Genomic DNA, 19267 nt, shown 5'->3' with positions numbered 1-19267 from the left:
AGATATGCGGAAAATTGAAATTCTCTGTAAACCAGATGGTACGTATGAAATTGAAGCATTTGGATATAAAGGGAGTGGTTGTGAACAGATGACTAGACCTTTTGAAAAAGTCCTCGGTACTGAGGGTTTAATCCGAGAACGTAAAGAGGAATACTTTCATCAAGAGATCATCCCTACTCAATCTACAAAGGTTAATGGTGGATAATATGAGAATTCACTCTTTTACGCCTAGTACGTTTGTTAATGGTCCTGGAAACAGGGCCATGATTCACTTTCAAGGGTGTACATTGTCTTGCCCAGGTTGTTTTAATACAATCACTCACTCTAAACAAGGCGGTTCTGAAATGACTGTAGAGGAGATCCTTTCACTTATTCCAAAAGGTGTCGATGGAATATCGATTAGTGGTGGGGAGCCGTTTCTTCAGCCGGAGTCTCTTTGGGATCTCGTTAGAGAGTTAAGGAAGTCACAGGAATCAATCGTGATATTTAGTGGGTTTTACTTGAAAGAGATCAAAAATACTAAGCATGGGGAAGATATACTGTCAAATATAGATGTGTTAATAGATGGCCGGTTCGAATTGAATCAACTGGCTGTGAACGGACTTAGAGGATCAATCAATCAAACAATTCATTTATTGTCAGAAAAACATCAACATACGGAATTTACCGGAAGAAATACTGAAATCACTATTGATACTGATGGTAACTTTTCAATTACAGGTTTTCCTTCAAAAAAGTTTCGTGATGATATCGATTTGTTAATTAAGTAGGATATTCACGTATTGAAGAAAAGTGCAACAATAGATAAATTCAAAAGGTTGATATGCTGGTAGAGGTAGGTGTATCCAATGAATGATACATATAAAGGATTAATAAAGTGTATAAACATAGTAGCCATTTGTATACTATTTTTTTTTGTTTTTCAAATTACGATATATGGAACTAGTCAAAGTGGGGTAGGAGAATATAAGGAATCACAAGTAGCGGGTTCAATAAATGAAAAAAGATCCTATATTTACTCTCAGCAGCCTACAATTGACGAAATAAGTAAATATAAATCATTAACTCGTCTTGAAGAGAATTTAGTTCTTGAAGTTACACCTAAAGCAGATGAAATGGAAGAGCCTAACTCATTTTACGGTATTCCCATTACGAATCCGTTATTTATTATTATGTTGATCACTTTTATTCTTGCATCAGCATATAAATTAGCAAAGAGAATTCTATCAGTTGTTTCTTCTGAAGAACCAACAGTCTCGTTACCAATAACAGAGAGACGGCCAAGCCCTACTCCTACTCCGCGTCCTACTATATCTGATGCATTAGAAAGCTTTTTAGTGAGTAGAGCAGACGTAAATAAAGAAAATGAGAGCAATCAAGATAGACAAACACAACAACCCATGCAAAATGAAGTTAATCCTATGTCAGGTATAAGGGTAATTCGTGAAGCTGTTGCGGAAGAGAAAGAGATAGAAGAGAAGGTGCCTGTAGTAAAACGAGTTATTCGTTCATAACACTGTATGTGATATACAGGAGAGAACCTTACCAAAGTAATGTTATTGAAAATAATAATAATTAGTGACATATTATAGGACTCTTCAAGAGGGTCCTTTTTTTGTTATTAAAATAGGTTGCTCCAAAAGGGGCATCCGCTAAGACCCGTTGATATACTTGAATAAAGCAACAGAATAGAATGCTAGGAGGAGTTATTAAGTGAAAGAGAATCAAATTATCATGAATTCACAAAATAATTCAGACTTTGTAAAAATAATGAATCAGTATAATGATAAAGCATATAGAACCGCTTCTAAATACTTCAAAAGTGATACAGATCGCGAAGATGCGGTGCAAGAAACATTCATTAAGGTTTATCATAATCTGCAGAACATTGATGTGAGTAAAAATATCCCCGCTTGGATATATAGGATCACGGTCAATACCTGCTTAGATATGTTACGTAAGAAAAATAATTATAGATGGGCAACCTTTGAAAACGATGAATTTCCGTTTGAGGAACAATTACCTTCTTTACAGATTGGTTTAGAAGATTACGTGATTCAAACAGAACTGAACGAATATCTTTTCCGAATGATAGACACGCTACCATCTAGATACAAGGCTATAATTTATCAGAGGTACATATTAGGATTGAGTATGAAAGAAATAAGCGATATAAATAATATGAATTATGACACCGTGAAAAGTCGAATACATAGGGGACGTGCTTATATGAAAAAGCAGTGGAAGTATGAATTAGATCCTGAAGATTTCAAATGAGAAATTGAATGATTTTGGGTGATATCACCAAATTAATTATTCTATTAGATAGGATCACCAGTGGCCAGTCTTTTCTGCAAAAGGAGAAAAGACTGGCTATACTTATATATTCATTCAAGATAGTTTTCATTATGGAAAAGAGAAAAGAAACCCTGGTCGGGTGAAATGACAAATCAAATCTTGCTAGCAATAGCTTGGTGTATAAAGGTTTGTCGAAGTATAATTAAGTATACATTAAGGATAGATTTAGTGATCATCGAACATTTTAAAATAAAATTTGATACTAATAACCCTGATAAACATACAATAAGAAAAGGCTTGTTTTGAAAACAACAGATCGATTGACGTGTTTAACTATAGCGGTATACTATTGGTTGATCTGAACTTTCTATTAATTTAAGCTAGATCAACAAATAGTTTATTTTTATAAAAATGCTTGATCATATAGAACGGATAATACCAGCTTTAATACCAGTAATCATATTCCCATATAATCTTCTCGCCATTATTTCGTTTTCTACTGCCGTCTCCCATTTGGAGATCATATTTTTGGCTAAATAATTAAAATGTTTATCTACATGCGTTTCTATTTGTTTATTATAATCATTAAATGATTCATAAGAACTTATATATCTAATATAAGTTTCAAATAGAAGTGCATCATCAAAATATGTATCAACTATAAAACAATAGGTTGAATCATTGGGGAAAAAATATTTATTCATCTTTTTCAATAAATCAAACTGTTTTTCCTCTAATTTAAACCAATCATGAGGTAGAAGTTTTCTTTTTTCTGGATTATTTTTATCGTACCTGTGTTCATTAGCTAATTTTGAAATATATTTTCCTGAAATTACGACCAAAACATCAGAAATTCGAAGTCCAACATGATTAGTAGAATCTTCATCTTCTTTTATTGATGGAAAATTTAATTTTTTGAACGGTTCTATTGGTATACCTTCATCAAGAATCAGTTCTGCTGACTGCATATTAAATTTATTGGCAAGGCACATTTCTGCAATCCACAAGTCAATGTCAAATGACACCTTGTCCCAATCAAATGAGACTTCCTCAAAAGGAGTGCCTTTAATTAAATGCTTAGTTTTTCTAATCGTTTGAATTATCCACCTATAATCCAGTATTTGGTTCGTCATTCTCTGAATATTCTTGTTCTTTTCAACAAAAGCTGCCATGTCTTTCTGAATTTCTGTAAGAACTTCTCTATTTCCCTTATTCGAATCAAAAATAGATTGAATCACACTTTCACTAGCTTCAATCTCCAAATATTTCACAAGAGAATATTTTAAAATCCGTGCCGATTCTATATATCTTTTTTCTTCTAATCCAAGAATCCAACCTGTCAACCTATTATCTACAACTAGAGACATTTTATTTATTGAAAATAATAAATTATCAACGTGATTTTCAAGGAGTAAGTCGAACAAGGAATTATAAAAATCTAGTTCACGATTTTTAAGACTAGCGATACCATAATTGAAATTCTTGTCCAAAATATCTTTTCCTTTTAATTCTTTATTTTCAGGGAAATTTCTAGAAGACATATAATTTCTTTCTAACATTTTATAGGTCTCTTCAATCTTATGGAGGTATTTCTCATTTATCTTAATTAAGTCAGCAACATAAACATACATGTTGTCATTTCCTAACTTAATTTTCTTTTCTCCATCATAGGGTGTCGTTATCCTAATTGTTTCTTGCGGACCTTTTTCATCAATATATAAGTAATCCATTTTGTCATCCTTTCACATCTAATTTGAAATTTCTTCTACATCTATTGACTATATAGAATCATAGCAAGTATATCTAGGGATTCTTATGTAATTTTCGGATCAGACCTTTTTTATATATATTCAAACTTTGTTTTAAAGCCACACGATCTACAGTAGACAGCGGTTGCTATTAATATTCCTCGTTCCACCGACAAATCGAATATAAACCTAACGTAGGATCCCGCTCCACCAGTTAACCTCACATCCCCTCCCTCTTTTTATAGTATTCATGTCCACATAACACCATATAGCGAACAACTCGCTCATAGGAAAGCCCGGTCTATCTATGCTCTTCGAATCCTTCTACCTCTTGCTCACTATAGTTACTACTTGACATTTAGCCTGCGCGATGGCAGGTTAACCCCTTTATACCCGTACTTAGATTTGTTACTAGAAATCTTCGACTTTATGCGTTTCGATGGGGCCTCTCTAACCCCGCGCGACCCCCGCCCCCCCAAACCATAAAGAAAGAAACTAGATACGTATCTAATTGTAGAATTGCATGTAGATATTAGATACGTATCTAGTGCGACCAGGTAGAAAAGATAGGAAAAAGGGGAAGGATAAAGGCGAGAAAAAAGGAAGTGGCAGATGAGAATATTGGTTGTCCTATGAACGAGTTGTACGGTATAATATGGTATGCGGACAGCAAACACAAGTTCTATTGACCTATTTGTTGGATGTTCTGATCGGGATACGAAGCGGATACGATCGACGTAACTCAAATGTGACGTTGATCCTCCTCTACTCCCCCTCAGTACTTGTTGGTGTAACGCCTCATCCGCTGCCAAACGAGGTAGATGTATATTCGTGAGAGAACGTTTCCTCAAAACGACTATACGTGATCGGTCCTAAACAAAGTCATATGTCTATCAGAGACTTTGGTAATTTGCTTTAGTGTCTATGCAATACAACGGCTTAAGTATAAGAAGACACTAAAACAAAAGTTTGATCGTATTAGTAATAAAGAATGTTCTTCTGTTCTATAGTCAATTACAATATCTAATGAAAGGAGTATTACATGAAAAAATTCACGAATATGTTATTGGCCATATCTAGTAGCATATTAATTTTATCTGGTTGTGCTGTTAATATGGAAAACTCATCAGCAGAAACAGAAACATCATTAAATACATTTGATTTAGGCAATTCAGCATCCAGTTTTATGAATGTAGGAGATAAGGTAAGTGTTTGGTATATACAACATGAGAAATGGGACAACTACCAAATTGGATTTCACATGCAAGGACAATTGGTTTGGTATGGAGTTAGTCCAACGGAGGTTAGGCTGGAAGATTTTATTGACCAAACATATTTAGAACGTGTTGAAGATACTAATCAAGTTTTTAAAAAGGCAGTGAACTATATCCTACACAAAAAGATTGCAAAGACTCCTCCGCTTGTGACACAGGAAGTGCAATCAACACCAATCGAAGATATTTCAAAGATCAAATCTACAACAGGTGAATCAGACACTTCCACATTGACTACCACTGATACAAACACAAATGATGCTAGTTCCAATTCGGATGATGAGTCTTTAGCTATAACGGATCCAGTAGGTGTGGATAGTTTCATGGATATTGGGGATAAAGTAAGAGTTTTATATATACATCATGAACAATGGGATAATTACCAAGTGGCTTTCAGTAGTAATGGCTTACTTGAATGGTACGGGGTTAGTCCTACAAAAGTAGAGCTACATGCGGACATTGAAAATTCCTACCTTGAACGAATATCTGATACCCTGGAAGGCACTGATCGATATCCCTCATACATATTACACAAAAAAATGGATGATCCCATTTCAGGAGAACTCAAGTTGGATAATTGAAGTTATGAAGTTGTCGTCATACCAAATCTTTCATAAAAAGGAGTAGTAAAATTCATGAATAAAGATTTCCTAAAAGCACTCTCTCAGATTGAAAAAGAAAAAGGAATACCTCAAACGGTTTTGCTTGATGCTCTTGAATCAGCACTTTTGTCCAGTTATAAAAAGACGTTCAATACAGCCGTCAACGTTCGGGTAGATATCGATCGGAAATTAGGGACTATAAAAGTAATAGCGATGAAAATAGTTAGTGATGATATTTTGGATGATCGACTTGAGATACTTCTCGAAGATGCAATCAAAATCAACCCTGAAGTAGAGTTGTTTGACACCGTGGAGATAGAAGTAACCCCTTCTGACTTCGGCCGTGTAGCTGCGCAAACAGCTAAGCAAGTGGTAATGCAACGTATAAAGGAAGCGGAACGCGGTATCATATTCGACAAATATTCGGATAGGGAAGGCGAAATTGTAACAGGTAAAATTGAAGGATTAGATTCACTGAATTATTACGTTAAACTTGAGCACACCGAGGCTATTCTTCCTCTATCTGATATTCTGCCAAATGAAAAACTTCGACATGGAGATTTAATATCTGCGTATATTTCTAAAGTCGATACAACGACGAAAGGAACGCTAGTATATTTATCCCGTGTGCATCCGGCTCATTTGAAAATGCTATTTGAAAATAAAGTACCCGAAGTAGGAACTGGAGACGTGGTTATTAAATCTATAGCTAGAGAAGCGGGAGTTAGATCTAAAGTATCTGTCTATGCAGTAAATCCAGAAATTGATGCAATTGGTGCTTGTGTAGGAGTTAAGGGCGCACTAGCAAAATCCATTAGCCAAGAAATTAACGGAGAACGTATCGATATTATTCAATGGTCAGAAAATCTGGCCGAATATATTGCGAATGCACTGAGCCCGGCTCAAGTATTAAAAGTGGAAATCATCGAGGGAGAAGATTCTCACATTGCTCGAGTCATCGTACCAGATGATAATCTAACTCTGGCAATAGGTGTAAAAGGGCAGAATGCTAGATTGGCAGCAAAACTAACAGGATTGAAAATTGATATATACAGCGAAACACAAGCTACACATGATTTAAAATAAATGCGTTCAAGAAAATACTGAATCTCATGTCATTGGTGGGATTGGGCAGGACGACCCGCTGACTTTTCCCACAACAACGAAGGTCACAGGAGGCAGTAACTTAAGGTAATAGAGAGGGAGCATTTAATTATGAATAATGTGATTGATTTTAAATTTAATAAAGTGATCAAAGAAAGAAGAAAACACGAAATAATAAATATGGTTATTGATGATCCAAACATGGAAATATTTTTCAAATCAGCATTTGAAAGTTACTTGCTAGATCGACCACTCCATTATTTCAAAACAAATGAACACTTTTTTTTACTGATTACATCGGAATTAAATAATTCGGATGATTTGATACACAGCCAATTACTACAGAGAATATATGATGTGTTTTGATATAAGTGACTTTGACTTTGAATTTGTTTCACATTTCAGATTAAGTGAGTAAAAGACACATTATGCGAAGGAGTGGAAAAGGATGGAGAAACCACCTTTAGGAATAATGCCAAGACATATTTGGGAAGAAATGAGAGTGAGGGAAATAGAGTTAGCTATACAAAGATACATTGAAGCTAACGTGTCAATTCCGACGGAATGGATAGAAGAAAATAACGAATTGGTTAAAAGAATGTTATTGCGTGGTTCGACATCAAATAAGACACAAATTGTGAAGGAGAGGTTATTTCGTGGATGAAGAAAAATGCCCCAAATGCGGGAATGAAAATCTGAAATTATATGAGCAAATAGCCGTAGGACAAACTCGTTCTGTCCGAACTGGTAAGATTCTGAAAAATCACGGTTACCTAGAAACTACGTGCTGGAACTACTCATGCAAATGCGGGTGGGTTGGAGAGGTAGTTACGTCCTAGTGCGTAGTACGACTGTAAGTAAGACACATTATACGACATGAGAAAGGGTGTTAAGAATGTTTGGAAATGAATCATGTAGGATATGCGGATGCAAGGAAAATAACGCTTGCTTAACCGAGAATGGTCCGTGTTGGTGGATTGAAGACGATCTTTGCAGCGCATGTAAAGATAAGGAATGGATGGAAGGGATGGCGAATAAATTTTGCGGTGTGATCAAGCATGATGATGCTGTTAAATACCTGAATGATAAAGAAAAGGATGACTTTAACTATATGTGTCACAAGATCGAATGTGGGCGTAAAAGAGACGGAAAACAGCCTGTGAACGCCTACCTAATTATCAACGTGGATGAGCGGTATGCTGAAGAAGTGGCAGAGCTTATGAAGCGTAACGGTCACTGGGGTTAATGAGCAGAACAATAATAGTTAGGCGCAAATATTTTGACTTGTTTGAAAATGTTAAAGAAGAAATGATTTAAGTTCATTATGAAGAGCTTAGAGAACTTTCCATTTTTCAATTTTCTATAAGTGACGTTTTGTATTTCATAAAGTTATTACTTGTTCTAAAACCTTTATTAAGTCTTGTATGTAAAAAGTGTAAAAAAGAGTATGAATATAATGCTTCATTCGTAGGAGAACAAAGATTCAAGGCTCTACGTGGCAATGAAGTTTGGTGAACGTTTGACTGCAAATAAGACAAGGCTCTTCTGATTTTATGGTTAAATAATGGGAAAGGGAGTATGGAAAATGGTAAATAATGAAATACAAAATCCTAACTTTGTATTGCTGAAACAAATAAATAATAAAGGTTCAATTTATCAGGTAACAATATGTAAAAGTACTTTGAATGTGCTGGAGGAAAAGGTTATAAGTGAAATCCCAAAAGGTTGGTCAGTGAATGATTTTTACGATTTGCTAGATGAAGGAAAACGTTTCTTTAGTCAGGGTGCCTATGAATCTACTTGAAAAAAGGGAACTGTTAAAAGAGGTTGCACGTGAATATTTATATGAGTTGCGAAATTCTAATCCTATTGGAAGAGAAGAAAAACCATCTGTTTATATAAACCAAGGAATATTACTCGGTCTTTCTCGTGTTTTTAATATATATTTCGAAGTAGAGTTGAGAAGAAAAGTTTCTTTTTATAAAGGCACTTTCCCAGGAGAGGGTAAGTTTTGGTTTGAAGTTGTAGATGAAACGTTTACTGAAGAAGAAACGAAAGAAATTATTCAAGAAAACTTACGTGAATCGAGTAGACACAATCAGATGTTAAGAAACTTATAAAAACATTAGATATGTCGCACTTCGAAGATTAAATGAATTTATGACACCAATAGTGTAGTTAAGGATGCATGAATCATTGAACTAAGAACCATCACCCAACATATGAAAGGAATGAATCTAATGCAGTTCCTATTGAGGATTGGTTTAACGCTGATTATCACGATCCTATTCTATATTAGCAATCTGGTGGATAATGATTATTTATCTACTCCACTTTTAGTTATTGGTACTATTTCTCTTCTTCAATTTGTTTCAGGGTACTTCATTTGGAAATTGAACAGTAATCGAATTAAAAAAATGATTAAAGATAAAAATATCAATGATGAATTTGAGAAGAAACATTTTTACGTTGCAGCAACTAAAGGGACGATTATTGGTTTTGCAATAGTAGGATTATTATACCTACCTAACATTTTAGCCATTTCTTCGTTAAGTTTAATATCTTATTCTATTGGATTCATATTAACTTTTATTTTTGTCCAAGGATACCTTAATGAACGTGTTCGTATGAATAATCTACAAGAACAAGCTTATGAAATACTCATGGAAAATGAAAAATGAAAATATAGTAGATTTACAGAAAGTGAGTGAGGATGCATGCCATCTAAAGACGACATCCAACTCAGTCCTGAGAAATTAGGACACAGTGAACGTGATGTCATGTATTTAATTGTATTCCGAGAACTTCTGAAAGTTGAGAAGACATCTGCAGAAATATGCGAAGTCATGAAAATAAAATTGCAAGAAATAGAACGAGGCCGTTCACGCTCTTATATCTATCAAGTTATCAAACAAATGGAATCAATCGGATGGTTAAGAATCTCAAGATTTGACCCTAAATCTAATAGGAAATATTTAACGGTAACTGAAGTTGGAAGGAAAAAGATAGTTGAGTTGCGTCAATCATATTTAGATACAGTCATAGTCCTTAAAAAAATGGCAGACTTTTTCGCTTATCTCATCACAGGAACAGGTTCCAAAGAACCTGTTGAATTAAATCGAGAGCAAAAAATGATGTTTAGTAGATTGATCAATGTTAGACATTTAATTAGATGTCTATTCATGTCTATCCTTACAGAAAAAAATTATGAATTCGCGACAGGGAAGGACGTTTGGTTACTATTTCAAAAAAGATATCTATGGCAACCAGCACAAGGGTATTTTTACGAAGTGGCGCATGAAATGGAAACAGATCAAGGATACATTATAGGAAAATGGACAACATCTCGTCGGTATAACTATGTGTACCGATTAACTGACTTAGGACACGCTTCCATTGATAAAGAAGCTGCAGCCACTTTGTTCTACATCAAAAAACTTCAAAAGTATACAAATTTCATTCTCCAGTTATATCCGGAAGAATATCATTAATGAAATTAAATGTAATAATAAAAAACATAACAAAGTATGTTCATCCTTAATAGGGATTCACTCATGTTCGTTACCAGAGTGAAATCAACCTAAATTTAATATGGAGAGTGTGAAAATGCAAGGGTTAAATTACATGCTAGAATTATTCAAAAAACATAACCTTCCTTTTAAATTGAACCAAAATGGGGATATAGAAAGAGAAATTAAAGTAACAAATATGATTGTGAAGAAGGAAGATGTGGAACGTGGTCATATCGAATCCTATTTAAAAATAATTAATAGTGTAGAGAAAAAGAAAAAGAATGGTAGAAACGGTCTTGCCATCATGTTTGTTGGTTATGAAAATGACCCTAGAAGAATGTACAATGTACCAGAAATTAAAAGATGGGTTCAGAGAATCGTGAAAATAAAGCCCCACTTGTTTTACTTAATCGTTAATATAAGAGACAACTACCTTCATGATTTCGCCTTATGTTTAGTTACACCAGAAACATCTTTTGTACCCGCTTCTATGAAAAAATATGTTTCCAATCAAGACTTAACTCTCAATGGAGCCGATGTAACCGGAATGATTCGTGAAGTGACAGAAAGGGCATTTGTATACGCTAAAAAGTTAAATCATCCACCAGAAGAAATAATGGATATTTGTATGATCATCCTTGATAATATGGCTTATGAAGCTCATATGACAGAAATGAAAGCTAAATAATTGTCTATATATAATAACCCGTGAAAATAGTGCGGGTTATTATTTTCTTTTTAGATCATTCTATTCGATAATAGTTATGGAGATCACGAATGCGAAGGTAGTCGGGAAATTGATCTACCAGAAGAGGAACCAGAGTTGTGATGAACTATACATAAGGATGTAAAATAGGCTATAGGAGGTAGAGTATAGTGATAGCAGAACAAAAGTACGATCGTTATTTAAAACTGCAGAATGTAATGTCAATGAGTAACGAAGACTTAGATTTGGCTCTAGCTCTTTTGCAGGGTCATACTGAAATTGCAGAAATAGAAGATGTAACCCGACTACAAAGAAATAATTATAAGGTAAATGGTGTTGTAGTGTTATATGGTAATAAATACACTCTTCGAGTAGATGGAGAATCAATTACATGGAACCCAAGTAAGAATGCATCAATTTCTCTAGTGCTACAAGTTAAGGCTATTGAACTAGATGCGCTTGGGTATGTTAACGCACTATCTAATGTCACAGGAGCGGATGCTTGTTGTGGATGGTTCGAAGGAAACATGCATCCTGATGGAATAGTGCGGTTGTTACAAGTCACTCCACGACAACGAGCAGAAGCTGTATATTTAACGCTTTCAGAAATTAGAATGAACTAGTGAGAAAAACATACAATTGAAAGCGGAGTTGATGTCTTGATCAAAACAGTGTATTCAAATAAGATGATATACTGTACATTTTGTTGTGAAATGTACGATTTATTAATCGATGATGTAGATAAGAATGTTGAGGGATTTTGGTGTGACCACTGTGATGGATTTACCTATTTTGATTCAGACAAAGAACAAACTCGTAAATACACCTTAATCCTTGAAGGTAAAGCATCTGTAAATGAAACTGTGTCAGTAGCGGACCAAGTTAAATTAAACAAACAGATCTCTCCCTTGCGTTACCCTGGAGGTAAAAGTAAAATAGCAAATTATATTCTTAGCCATATGAATATAGAGAAAACAGATAAGTTATATAGTCCCTACACTGGTGGAGGAAGCCTAGAGTTTGCTTTACTTCACGCTGGTATAATTAAGGAGCTAACATTAAACGATTATGACTTTGGAGTTTATTCATTATTTCAGTTGATTAAAACATTTCCTGATTCACTAATTCTTGAAATAATGAATCATAAACCTACGCATGATGACTATATTATGGCACGAACTAGAATTAAAGGAGACTATATCAATTGCGACATGTTTGAGGCTGCCTGGAGCCTGCTTATAGTCAATCGTCTAGCTTACTCAGGTATATTTAAAGCAAATCCATTAGGGGGCATAAGAGGGAGTCAGGAAGCATTATTATCTAGATGGAACCCGGAACAATTATGTAAACGAATATCAACCATTCATTCGATGTCTGAAAGGTTCACGGTACATAATGTAGACGCGTTAGAATTTATAGAAAATAATTACTGGAATGATAAGGCAACTATCTTTATTGATCCACCCTACTACGAACAAGGTAAAAATTTATACCTACATTATTATGGTGAGGATGATCATTTATCCTTACAGATGTTACTAGACAGTCTCTATAAAGAATTCCCTTGTGCTGATTTGTTAGTTACGTATGATGAAGTTCCGTTTATAGAAAGCATCTATGAATATCCTAAAATCACTCGGATTAAGAGAAGGTTTAGCGCCTAAAAATATGAATGCTAAATATGTCAAAGGAAGGAATTTTGTGGCATATGGTGTATAAGGAGAAGTGGAATTTATGAAAAAAAAGCATTTACTACTATTCTCACCAATAGTTCTAATTTTAATTACCTTTTTGCCTATATCGATATTATCCTTAATCAAAGTAGGGGACTTAGATATCCCAATTCATTTACTTAAGTATTTTTTAGGAATATCGAATGGAAATGGTTCGTTCGTTGACAGGTTTATTCTTAATTCCGTTGTTGGAAATGTTATAAGAATTTCCTTTTGGATAATTTTCCTAATGTTATTTGCATGGAGTATTGATGAAATTTTCTTTGGAGGAAAACGTAGCAACTTAATATCCACACGCGCATTTTGGATTTCATTTGTCACATCTCTATCTGTCACTCTTCTGGCAGGAATTATGATCACAGTTGTATGGAGGTAATTATGGTATTTTTTTGTTTTGCGATTATGTTTCTCTCTATGAGACTATTATTGTTTGTACCTATCCAAGTAAAGAAGTATCACACCATTGTAAATCTATCAATCTTCATTATTATGCTCTTCTCTACCTTACTTTTAATAGAAAATTTATGAACACCCTATGAATAGATTAGTAAATTTATATACAGGATTGATTTCATTCAGCAAAATATTATCAAATGTGAGGATGATTAAAATGGAAGGCATTTATAAAATAGAAATTATAAAGGAAGTAGTAGTAGTAGAAGATGGAGAACCTTTTCAGGTTGTTGCGAGATTAAGTATTAAAGATGATAGATTTTATAAAAGAATGGATAATATATTCTCAGGGATGGTATTAATAAAAAGATATCCACTTTGGACATTTTATGTAAGTGAAAACACACCTTTTAAGTTGCATATTTGTAACTATGAAAATGTTAACGAAAGAAGATATTTGGGATTGCTTTCAGATCTATTGAATCCTGAAGGTCTAACGTTCTCAAGTAAAAATGAAAAAGAAATAAACAAGATAGAAATAGAATTGAACAAATCACTTCAAACATACCTAGAAAAAATAAATGAGGAATATTCCTATTTGATAAAACGTGAAACAATGAATAAGCTACACCAATGATATGTTATATTGGTATGAACATATAGGGGGAGATAGCCCATGAAAATGGCTCTAAATGATGTTCTCAAAGATGCTGGAATAACCTTAGATGAATTTGTTGCAATTATAAACCAGTCTGGCGGACGCGACTCTGGCACACCAATAATTTATGATGAAAAGTGTGAAATGGATGGATGTGGAGATATTTTCTTCAGTGTGACTCAGGATCACTTCATGAGACTCAATAACAATCACCCAACGCATTGCCCTAAATGTAGAGTAGATATCCGACGAATTAAAAAAGCTAACTCGAAAAGAGCTCGCTATAATAGATAAAAAATAAAAAAGAGGTGAATGTTATGATCGAAACACAATACCCAGCACTAATAGTCTATGAAATTTACTACCTAGAAGAAAGTTCGATATACTACCTTCCTGGGGGTAAGCAACGAGTTCAAATATCTGAAGAACAATTCAATGCTGCAAAAGAAAAAAATACGTTCGATGGAACTCAATACATGGTCTTGTATGACTATATGTATGTACTGAAAAAAGATAAGTGGGATAACGATCCTCAAAATATACCTCTTAATGAAATAGAATTTTTATACGAAATATCTATATTATCTGAAGAAGATTATATGTGCTTTAAATATCTTTATGCGGAGCATTCAAACTCACCTGAGAACATGGACTAATCTATTGAAAATAACTTAGATCGGACTGATATAATGTTTGAATTTAATTATTCAGTAGAGAAAGAACTTGCAGACATTAAACCCATTAAATTAACTTGTTACATTAAATATTCTGATCCTACTTTTGAGCGCAGAACAAGAAAAACTTTAAAGCAAGTAGAATTATTCTTACATGTTAGAGAATATAATAATTGGATTTCAAAAGCTTTAAAATCAGAAGTATCTATGTCGTTATACTTTGGAAGAATAAATAGTTATCACAAAAATATAACTTACAATTTTATTAGTAAAAAAATAGAAATACACTTTAGTGACATTCGAAATATTGAGAAAATAAAACGATTATTTGAGCACAAAGTAAGATCGCTTTTTAAAAATGAAATAAGACACTATGAAAAACTTGAAGATGATCTTATAAGCTTTGAGGAGACAAGTGAATAAACAACTTCAGGAGTTTATATGGTAGATCGTATACCCGTTGAATTTTTTTGTTTATTATTATAGGTGTGACCTAAAGCTTCAATTAAGGTATAATGTAATACAACAACATACTAATAAAAAGCGAAGCACGCTTATTCCTTAATCGGAATAGTGTGCTTTTTTTATGATTCAGGAGGTAATAATGAAACTTATTATAGCTGAAAAGAAAGACCAAGCGACTAAATTAGCAGCTCCTTTTGCTCAAAAGGGAAATGGCTTTGGATATATTGAAGTTCTGCCTTGCCCAACGCTTCCGAAAGGGGCTTACTTTACATGGGCAGCAGGACACGTGGTATCTCTTATGGACCCTGAAGATTACGATCCGAAATTCAAAAGTTGGTCATTAGAACATTTACCTATTATTCCAGATAAGTTTATGCTAAAGCCCGCTTCAGGTAAAGAGCGATTGTTTTCTCATTTAAAAAAACTATTACTGAATAAGAGTTTTAATGAAATTGTGAACGCATGTGACCCGGGACGTGAGGGAGAGGCAATTTTCACGCTGATCTATCAATTAAGTGGGTGCAAAAAAACTGTAAAACGTCTTTGGACTTCATCTTTAACAAAAGATGCGGTTATTTCTGCATTTCAAAAGCTTCTTCCTGAAGCAGAAACAAAAAACTTGTTTTACGAAGCTTACGCTAGATCTTGTGCTGATTGGATAGTAGGAATAAATACGTCAAGAGCTTACACATTGTTACTTAAACAAAAAGGGATGAATGAAGTTTTCTCGACAGGCAGAGTACAAACACCGTTATTATCCTTAATTTGTGAACGAGAAGAAACAATGGAGAATTTTATTTCTACACCTTTTTGGGAAATTGAAGCTTCATTTAATCTAAATGAAGAAAAGTACAGCGGGAAATGGTTCGCTGGCGATCAAAGTAGAGTTAATGATCAACCAAAGGCTGAGAAACTTGCAATGTGGTGTAAAGGAAAGACAGCAAAAATCGAAAATATTCAAGTAGATAAAAAAGAGTCTTTAGCACCACATCTTTTTAGCTTGTCTGAACTACAAACAATAGCAAATCGACTTTATAAACTGAGCCCTCAAGAGACCCTAGAAGCTTGTCAGTCGCTTTACGACAAAGGATGGCAGTCTTATCCTAGGACCGACTCATCTTGGGTTACAGAGGAAGAAGCAAAGGGATTTCCAGATATATTAACTAAGATTCAAATGTTAGTTCCATATAGTCGATTCTTTCCTTTGCCGACACAAACATTGCTTGGAAATAAGAGATATGTTGATGCCTCAAAAGTTTCTGATCACTATGCAATCATACCCACAGAATTAGTCCCCGAGATGCATGAGTTAAGTGAAAAAGAACGTCAGATTTATGACCTAGTTGTGAAGTCGCTAATAGCAGCCCATTATGAATCTGCTATTTTTGAGCACACCACAATTCTTACGTACGTTGATAATCGTTTTTCTTTCTCGACCAAAGGGAAACGAATGATTAGAGAAGGTTGGAGAAAAGTTTTATCTACGGATGATCCTGATGAAATTAAAGATGATCTCCCTATATTGCCTAATGTAATTATCGGTCAAGAAGGAACAACTGCTATATGTGAAGCTAAAGAAGGTTGGACATCCTCACCAAAACGGTATACTCAAGGGGATCTAATTCCATTAATGAAGACAGCTGGGAATCAAATCGGCGATAAACAACTTGAAAGTATCATGCGTAAAACGCAAGGTTTAGGGACCGAAGCTACCAGGGCGTCGATTATAAAACGTCTGACGGATTTAAATTATATCTCTATCAAAAAAAACTTGGTTTATCCAACTTTGAAAGGCCGAACATTAATCCAAGCTATAGGTTTTTCAGCTCTTTCTTCAGCAGCTACAACAGCTCAATGGGAGCAACATTTAAGTCAAATTGGTGAAGGAATATATACGCATACAAGTTTTATTAATCAAGCCAAAAAACTATCTCTAAAATTAGTTTCTGATGCAATAGAGTCAGTCACTACTATGGAAATTAATCTGGAAACGAACAATAATAATAAGGAAACTACGATAAACCAAGGATCAAAAATGAATAATAATAGTAAAGAAGAAACCAATAAAACTATTAGTCCTGGCCTACACGAAACAATTTCTATTACAGAGAAAACAGAGCTTATGTCCACAGAAATAAATGGTGCGAGATCCGGAGAACCAAAACAAAAACAGAAAACAAACGATTCTGCTAACTCAAATAATCAAAATCTAGACCTCACTGAAGAAAATAAGAATTACATCCAGGCGATACGTATTGTATATGAAAGTGGTCAAGCATCCGTTTCATTAATTCAAAGAAAGCTTCACCTAGGATATACAGTATCAGCAAAAATAATTGACCGCATGGAGAGTGATGGAATAGTAGGCCCTTATGAGGGAAACTCACCTCGACAAATTTTGAAATCACTTGCTGACACACAAACTATTTATCAAGATCTGTTGAGTCATACTCCCTCTGAAAATACAAAAGAAAATAATCAATTAAAAGCCGATCATCTAACGACGGAGAAACATTCGAAACAGACGTTACAACCCGCTCCCAATGACTCATCTGAAAAGATACATGCGTATGATGCACCTTATGTTGAGCCTGTACGAGTTGAAGAGACAGAAAATCGACCTGTCAGACGAATAAGTGCAGATCAAAACTTGGGACCATGTAAACATTGTGGACTACCAGTGATTGATAAAAAAGTACTATACGGATGTACTGGATGGGATACTACTAGTTGCGGCTTTAAAATCAATAAGATAATAAAAGGAGTAGATATTACAAAAGAACATATTCGGAGTTTACTTACCAAAGGAGATACAGGACTTATTAAAGGGTTTTTAAATAAGTCATCAAGTCCTGATAAACCAGATACAACCTACGATGCTGTCTTGGTATTTGATAAGACATCAGGGAAACTTGGTTGGAGATATCCAAGTACTGATTTTTTAAAGATGCCTATCCATCTATTAAAAGCTTCTACAATAGCTCCACCTTCAGAACAGGAAATGAAAAAAGAATTTTTGGCAATAGAAAATGAAGCTAGGAATTTAAAGTTACCTGTTGTTGTCTCAGGAGCAACCTTTGGACCGCGTGTAACACGATTTGAAATAAGGCCAGAAGCAGGCGTTAACATCGCCTCATTCCGGCGGTTTAAAGCTAATTTCCAACGTACACTAAAAGCTGAGATGCTTACTTTATACCTTCCAATACCAGGTTCAGATGTTATCGGGATTGAAATTCCTAGTAAAGTGCCATATGTCGTTAATTTAAGATCCCAATTAGAAAATAAAGATTTTCTCGCTTCAAAAGAACCACTTTCATTTCCAATCGGTCTAGACATGTCTGGTAACCCCGTTTTCGCAAATCTCGCGAAGATGCCTCACCTGTTAATTGCAGGGACTACTGGGTCGGGTAAATCTGTAGGATTAAACTCATTCATCATAAGTCTTCTTTATGGCCAAACGCCAGATAAGCTTAAATTTCTATTTATTGACCCTAAGATGGTGGAATTGTCGATCTATGAAAACATCCCGCATCTATTTGGTCCCATAGTGACAGATGTAAAAAGAGCATCTTTAGCACTTAAAAAGTTGGTTGTAGAAATGGAAAAGAGATATGAAATCCTTCACCGTACTGGAGTTAGAAATATACAAGCGTACAACGATAAAATACTATTAGAGAATCCTAAGGCACCTTTAATGCCGTATATTGTTCTGGTGATAGACGAGCTAGCGGATTTAATGATCCAATGTGATGATGTTGAGGAACAAATCGTACGATTAGCTCAGTTAGCACGTGCAGCAGGTATCCATATGATCATCGCAACACAGAGACCGTCTAAAGAAGTTATTTCGCCTATTATCAAAGCGAATTTCCCAGTTCGTATTGCCTTTGCAGTTGCCAATCATTATGATTCTCAAGTCATACTTGATGATACAGGAGCAGAAGACTTATTAGGAGAAGGGGATATGTTTTACCTTCCTAAAAATGGTGCGAAAAAGAGGCTCACCGCTGCATATGTTTCCGATGAAGAGATTGAACGTGTAGTCGAATATCTTACTAATCCAGTAAAGAAAAATATATAAACCGATTTTATTGTACCCA

23 protein-coding genes are annotated in these 19267 nt (G+C 34.6%); 22 read left to right on the top strand and 1 reads right to left on the bottom strand.

Going from position 1 to position 19267, the window contains the following annotated elements; translation table 11 throughout:
• The first annotated feature begins 4 nt into the window (after window positions 1-4).
• The 4 genes from AC1TO9_RS14435 (at window position 5) to AC1TO9_RS14420 (ending at window position 2277) form a co-directional block, all read left to right on the top strand.
• Window positions 5-205, top strand: coding sequence for a DUF2997 domain-containing protein (locus tag AC1TO9_RS14435; RefSeq protein ID WP_482059557.1), 201 nt, complete (start codon window positions 5-7; stop codon window positions 203-205).
• 1 nt (window position 206) lies between these two features.
• Entirely contained in the window at window positions 207-770 is a 564-nt protein-coding gene (locus AC1TO9_RS14430) for a 4Fe-4S single cluster domain-containing protein (protein ID WP_482059556.1), read from the top strand.
• Between the two features lie 78 nt (window positions 771-848).
• Complete coding sequence (locus AC1TO9_RS14425; protein WP_482059555.1) at window positions 849-1514, top strand: hypothetical protein; 666 nt, start codon at window positions 849-851, stop codon at window positions 1512-1514.
• Window positions 1515-1713: 199 nt separating this feature from the next.
• Window positions 1714-2277 (top strand): RNA polymerase sigma factor, encoded by a 564-nt coding sequence (locus tag AC1TO9_RS14420; RefSeq protein WP_482059554.1) that lies wholly within the window; start codon window positions 1714-1716, stop codon window positions 2275-2277.
• Between the two features lie 440 nt (window positions 2278-2717).
• Here the strand turns inward: AC1TO9_RS14420 and AC1TO9_RS14415 are convergent, their stop codons facing one another.
• Window positions 2718-4028, bottom strand: a complete 1311-nt coding sequence (locus AC1TO9_RS14415) for a hypothetical protein (RefSeq protein WP_482059553.1) — start codon at window positions 4026-4028, stop codon at window positions 2718-2720.
• A gap of 643 nt (window positions 4029-4671) precedes the next feature.
• On the opposite strand from AC1TO9_RS14415, the gene AC1TO9_RS14410 reads away from it, so the two are divergent.
• From AC1TO9_RS14410 to AC1TO9_RS14325, 18 genes are all read left to right on the top strand, one after another.
• On the top strand, window positions 4672-4881 hold the full coding sequence (locus tag AC1TO9_RS14410; protein ID WP_482059552.1) for a hypothetical protein: 210 nt from the start codon (window positions 4672-4674) through the stop codon (window positions 4879-4881).
• A gap of 207 nt (window positions 4882-5088) precedes the next feature.
• Complete coding sequence (locus AC1TO9_RS14405; protein WP_482059551.1) at window positions 5089-5901, top strand: hypothetical protein; 813 nt, start codon at window positions 5089-5091, stop codon at window positions 5899-5901.
• Between the two features lie 54 nt (window positions 5902-5955).
• Window positions 5956-7008, top strand: a complete 1053-nt coding sequence (gene nusA / locus AC1TO9_RS14400; protein WP_482059550.1) for a transcription termination factor NusA — start codon at window positions 5956-5958, stop codon at window positions 7006-7008.
• 129 nt (window positions 7009-7137) lie between these two features.
• A complete protein-coding gene (locus AC1TO9_RS14395) occupies window positions 7138-7392 on the top strand; it encodes a hypothetical protein (RefSeq protein ID WP_482059549.1) in 255 nt (84 codons plus the stop codon).
• An 82-nt stretch (window positions 7393-7474) separates the two neighbouring features.
• Window positions 7475-7690, top strand: coding sequence for a hypothetical protein (locus AC1TO9_RS14390; RefSeq protein WP_482059548.1), 216 nt, complete (start codon window positions 7475-7477; stop codon window positions 7688-7690).
• Between the two features lie 363 nt (window positions 7691-8053).
• Window positions 8054-8272: a hypothetical protein gene (locus AC1TO9_RS14385; RefSeq protein ID WP_482059547.1), complete on the top strand. Its 219-nt coding sequence runs from the start codon at window positions 8054-8056 to the stop codon at window positions 8270-8272.
• A gap of 339 nt (window positions 8273-8611) precedes the next feature.
• Window positions 8612-8830, top strand: a complete 219-nt coding sequence (locus tag AC1TO9_RS14380; protein ID WP_482059546.1) for a hypothetical protein — start codon at window positions 8612-8614, stop codon at window positions 8828-8830.
• A complete protein-coding gene (locus AC1TO9_RS14375) occupies window positions 8817-9146 on the top strand; it encodes a hypothetical protein (protein WP_482059545.1) in 330 nt (109 codons plus the stop codon). Before AC1TO9_RS14380 ends, AC1TO9_RS14375 begins: the two co-directional genes overlap by 14 nt.
• Before the next feature lie 102 nt (window positions 9147-9248).
• On the top strand, window positions 9249-9707 hold the full coding sequence (locus tag AC1TO9_RS14370) for a hypothetical protein (RefSeq protein WP_482059544.1): 459 nt from the start codon (window positions 9249-9251) through the stop codon (window positions 9705-9707).
• A 36-nt stretch (window positions 9708-9743) separates the two neighbouring features.
• Window positions 9744-10517: a hypothetical protein gene (locus AC1TO9_RS14365; protein ID WP_482059543.1), complete on the top strand. Its 774-nt coding sequence runs from the start codon at window positions 9744-9746 to the stop codon at window positions 10515-10517.
• A gap of 115 nt (window positions 10518-10632) precedes the next feature.
• Window positions 10633-11226 carry a hypothetical protein gene (locus AC1TO9_RS14360; RefSeq protein WP_482059542.1) on the top strand — a complete coding sequence of 198 codons (594 nt, stop codon included), beginning with the start codon at window positions 10633-10635 and terminating at the stop codon, window positions 11224-11226.
• A gap of 188 nt (window positions 11227-11414) precedes the next feature.
• Window positions 11415-11867 (top strand): hypothetical protein, encoded by a 453-nt coding sequence (locus AC1TO9_RS14355; RefSeq protein WP_482059541.1) that lies wholly within the window; start codon window positions 11415-11417, stop codon window positions 11865-11867.
• Window positions 11868-11903: 36 nt separating this feature from the next.
• On the top strand, window positions 11904-12908 hold the full coding sequence (locus tag AC1TO9_RS14350) for a DNA adenine methylase (RefSeq protein ID WP_482059540.1): 1005 nt from the start codon (window positions 11904-11906) through the stop codon (window positions 12906-12908).
• A gap of 670 nt (window positions 12909-13578) precedes the next feature.
• Complete coding sequence (locus AC1TO9_RS14345) at window positions 13579-14007, top strand: hypothetical protein (protein WP_482059539.1); 429 nt, start codon at window positions 13579-13581, stop codon at window positions 14005-14007.
• Window positions 14008-14046: 39 nt separating this feature from the next.
• The gene (locus AC1TO9_RS14340) at window positions 14047-14322 is read left to right on the top strand and encodes an FmdB family zinc ribbon protein (protein ID WP_482059538.1); all 276 of its coding nucleotides are present in this window, start codon (window positions 14047-14049) and stop codon (window positions 14320-14322) included.
• A gap of 23 nt (window positions 14323-14345) precedes the next feature.
• Window positions 14346-14684 carry a hypothetical protein gene (locus AC1TO9_RS14335; protein ID WP_482059537.1) on the top strand — a complete coding sequence of 113 codons (339 nt, stop codon included), beginning with the start codon at window positions 14346-14348 and terminating at the stop codon, window positions 14682-14684.
• Window positions 14685-14717: 33 nt separating this feature from the next.
• Entirely contained in the window at window positions 14718-15125 is a 408-nt protein-coding gene (locus tag AC1TO9_RS14330) for a hypothetical protein (protein WP_482059536.1), read from the top strand.
• A 181-nt stretch (window positions 15126-15306) separates the two neighbouring features.
• Window positions 15307-19248 carry a DNA topoisomerase 3 gene (locus AC1TO9_RS14325; RefSeq protein ID WP_482059535.1) on the top strand — a complete coding sequence of 1314 codons (3942 nt, stop codon included), beginning with the start codon at window positions 15307-15309 and terminating at the stop codon, window positions 19246-19248.
• Window positions 19249-19267 lie beyond the last annotated feature (19 nt).

The organism is Paenibacillus sp. Y916, from assembly GCF_056786435.1.
This window is presented reverse-complemented; position numbering and strand designations above follow the sequence as displayed.

What these genes read in the sequence shown, in the direction of transcription:
- AC1TO9_RS14385 (WP_482059547.1), top strand. Translation starts at nt 8,054, where the DNA reads ATGGCGAATAAATTTTGCGGTGTGATCAAGCATGATGATGCTGTTAAA.
- AC1TO9_RS14345 (WP_482059539.1), top strand. Translation starts at nt 13,579, where the DNA reads ATGATTAAAATGGAAGGCATTTATAAAATAGAAATTATAAAGGAAGTA.
- AC1TO9_RS14335 (WP_482059537.1), top strand. Translation starts at nt 14,346, where the DNA reads ATGATCGAAACACAATACCCAGCACTAATAGTCTATGAAATTTACTAC.
- AC1TO9_RS14415 (WP_482059553.1), bottom strand. Translation starts at nt 4,028, where the DNA reads ATGGATTACTTATATATTGATGAAAAAGGTCCGCAAGAAACAATTAGG.
- AC1TO9_RS14330 (WP_482059536.1), top strand. Translation starts at nt 14,718, where the DNA reads ATGTTTGAATTTAATTATTCAGTAGAGAAAGAACTTGCAGACATTAAA.
- AC1TO9_RS14370 (WP_482059544.1), top strand. Translation starts at nt 9,249, where the DNA reads ATGAAAGGAATGAATCTAATGCAGTTCCTATTGAGGATTGGTTTAACG.
- AC1TO9_RS14435 (WP_482059557.1), top strand. Translation starts at nt 5, where the DNA reads ATGCGGAAAATTGAAATTCTCTGTAAACCAGATGGTACGTATGAAATT.
- AC1TO9_RS14405 (WP_482059551.1), top strand. Translation starts at nt 5,089, where the DNA reads ATGAAAAAATTCACGAATATGTTATTGGCCATATCTAGTAGCATATTA.
- AC1TO9_RS14395 (WP_482059549.1), top strand. Translation starts at nt 7,138, where the DNA reads ATGAATAATGTGATTGATTTTAAATTTAATAAAGTGATCAAAGAAAGA.
- AC1TO9_RS14430 (WP_482059556.1), top strand. Translation starts at nt 207, where the DNA reads ATGAGAATTCACTCTTTTACGCCTAGTACGTTTGTTAATGGTCCTGGA.
- AC1TO9_RS14380 (WP_482059546.1), top strand. Translation starts at nt 8,612, where the DNA reads ATGGTAAATAATGAAATACAAAATCCTAACTTTGTATTGCTGAAACAA.
- AC1TO9_RS14390 (WP_482059548.1), top strand. Translation starts at nt 7,475, where the DNA reads ATGGAGAAACCACCTTTAGGAATAATGCCAAGACATATTTGGGAAGAA.
- AC1TO9_RS14365 (WP_482059543.1), top strand. Translation starts at nt 9,744, where the DNA reads ATGCCATCTAAAGACGACATCCAACTCAGTCCTGAGAAATTAGGACAC.
- AC1TO9_RS14360 (WP_482059542.1), top strand. Translation starts at nt 10,633, where the DNA reads ATGCAAGGGTTAAATTACATGCTAGAATTATTCAAAAAACATAACCTT.
- nusA (WP_482059550.1), top strand. Translation starts at nt 5,956, where the DNA reads ATGAATAAAGATTTCCTAAAAGCACTCTCTCAGATTGAAAAAGAAAAA.
- AC1TO9_RS14375 (WP_482059545.1), top strand. Translation starts at nt 8,817, where the DNA reads ATGAATCTACTTGAAAAAAGGGAACTGTTAAAAGAGGTTGCACGTGAA.
- AC1TO9_RS14340 (WP_482059538.1), top strand. Translation starts at nt 14,047, where the DNA reads ATGAAAATGGCTCTAAATGATGTTCTCAAAGATGCTGGAATAACCTTA.
- AC1TO9_RS14325 (WP_482059535.1), top strand. Translation starts at nt 15,307, where the DNA reads ATGAAACTTATTATAGCTGAAAAGAAAGACCAAGCGACTAAATTAGCA.
- AC1TO9_RS14425 (WP_482059555.1), top strand. Translation starts at nt 849, where the DNA reads ATGAATGATACATATAAAGGATTAATAAAGTGTATAAACATAGTAGCC.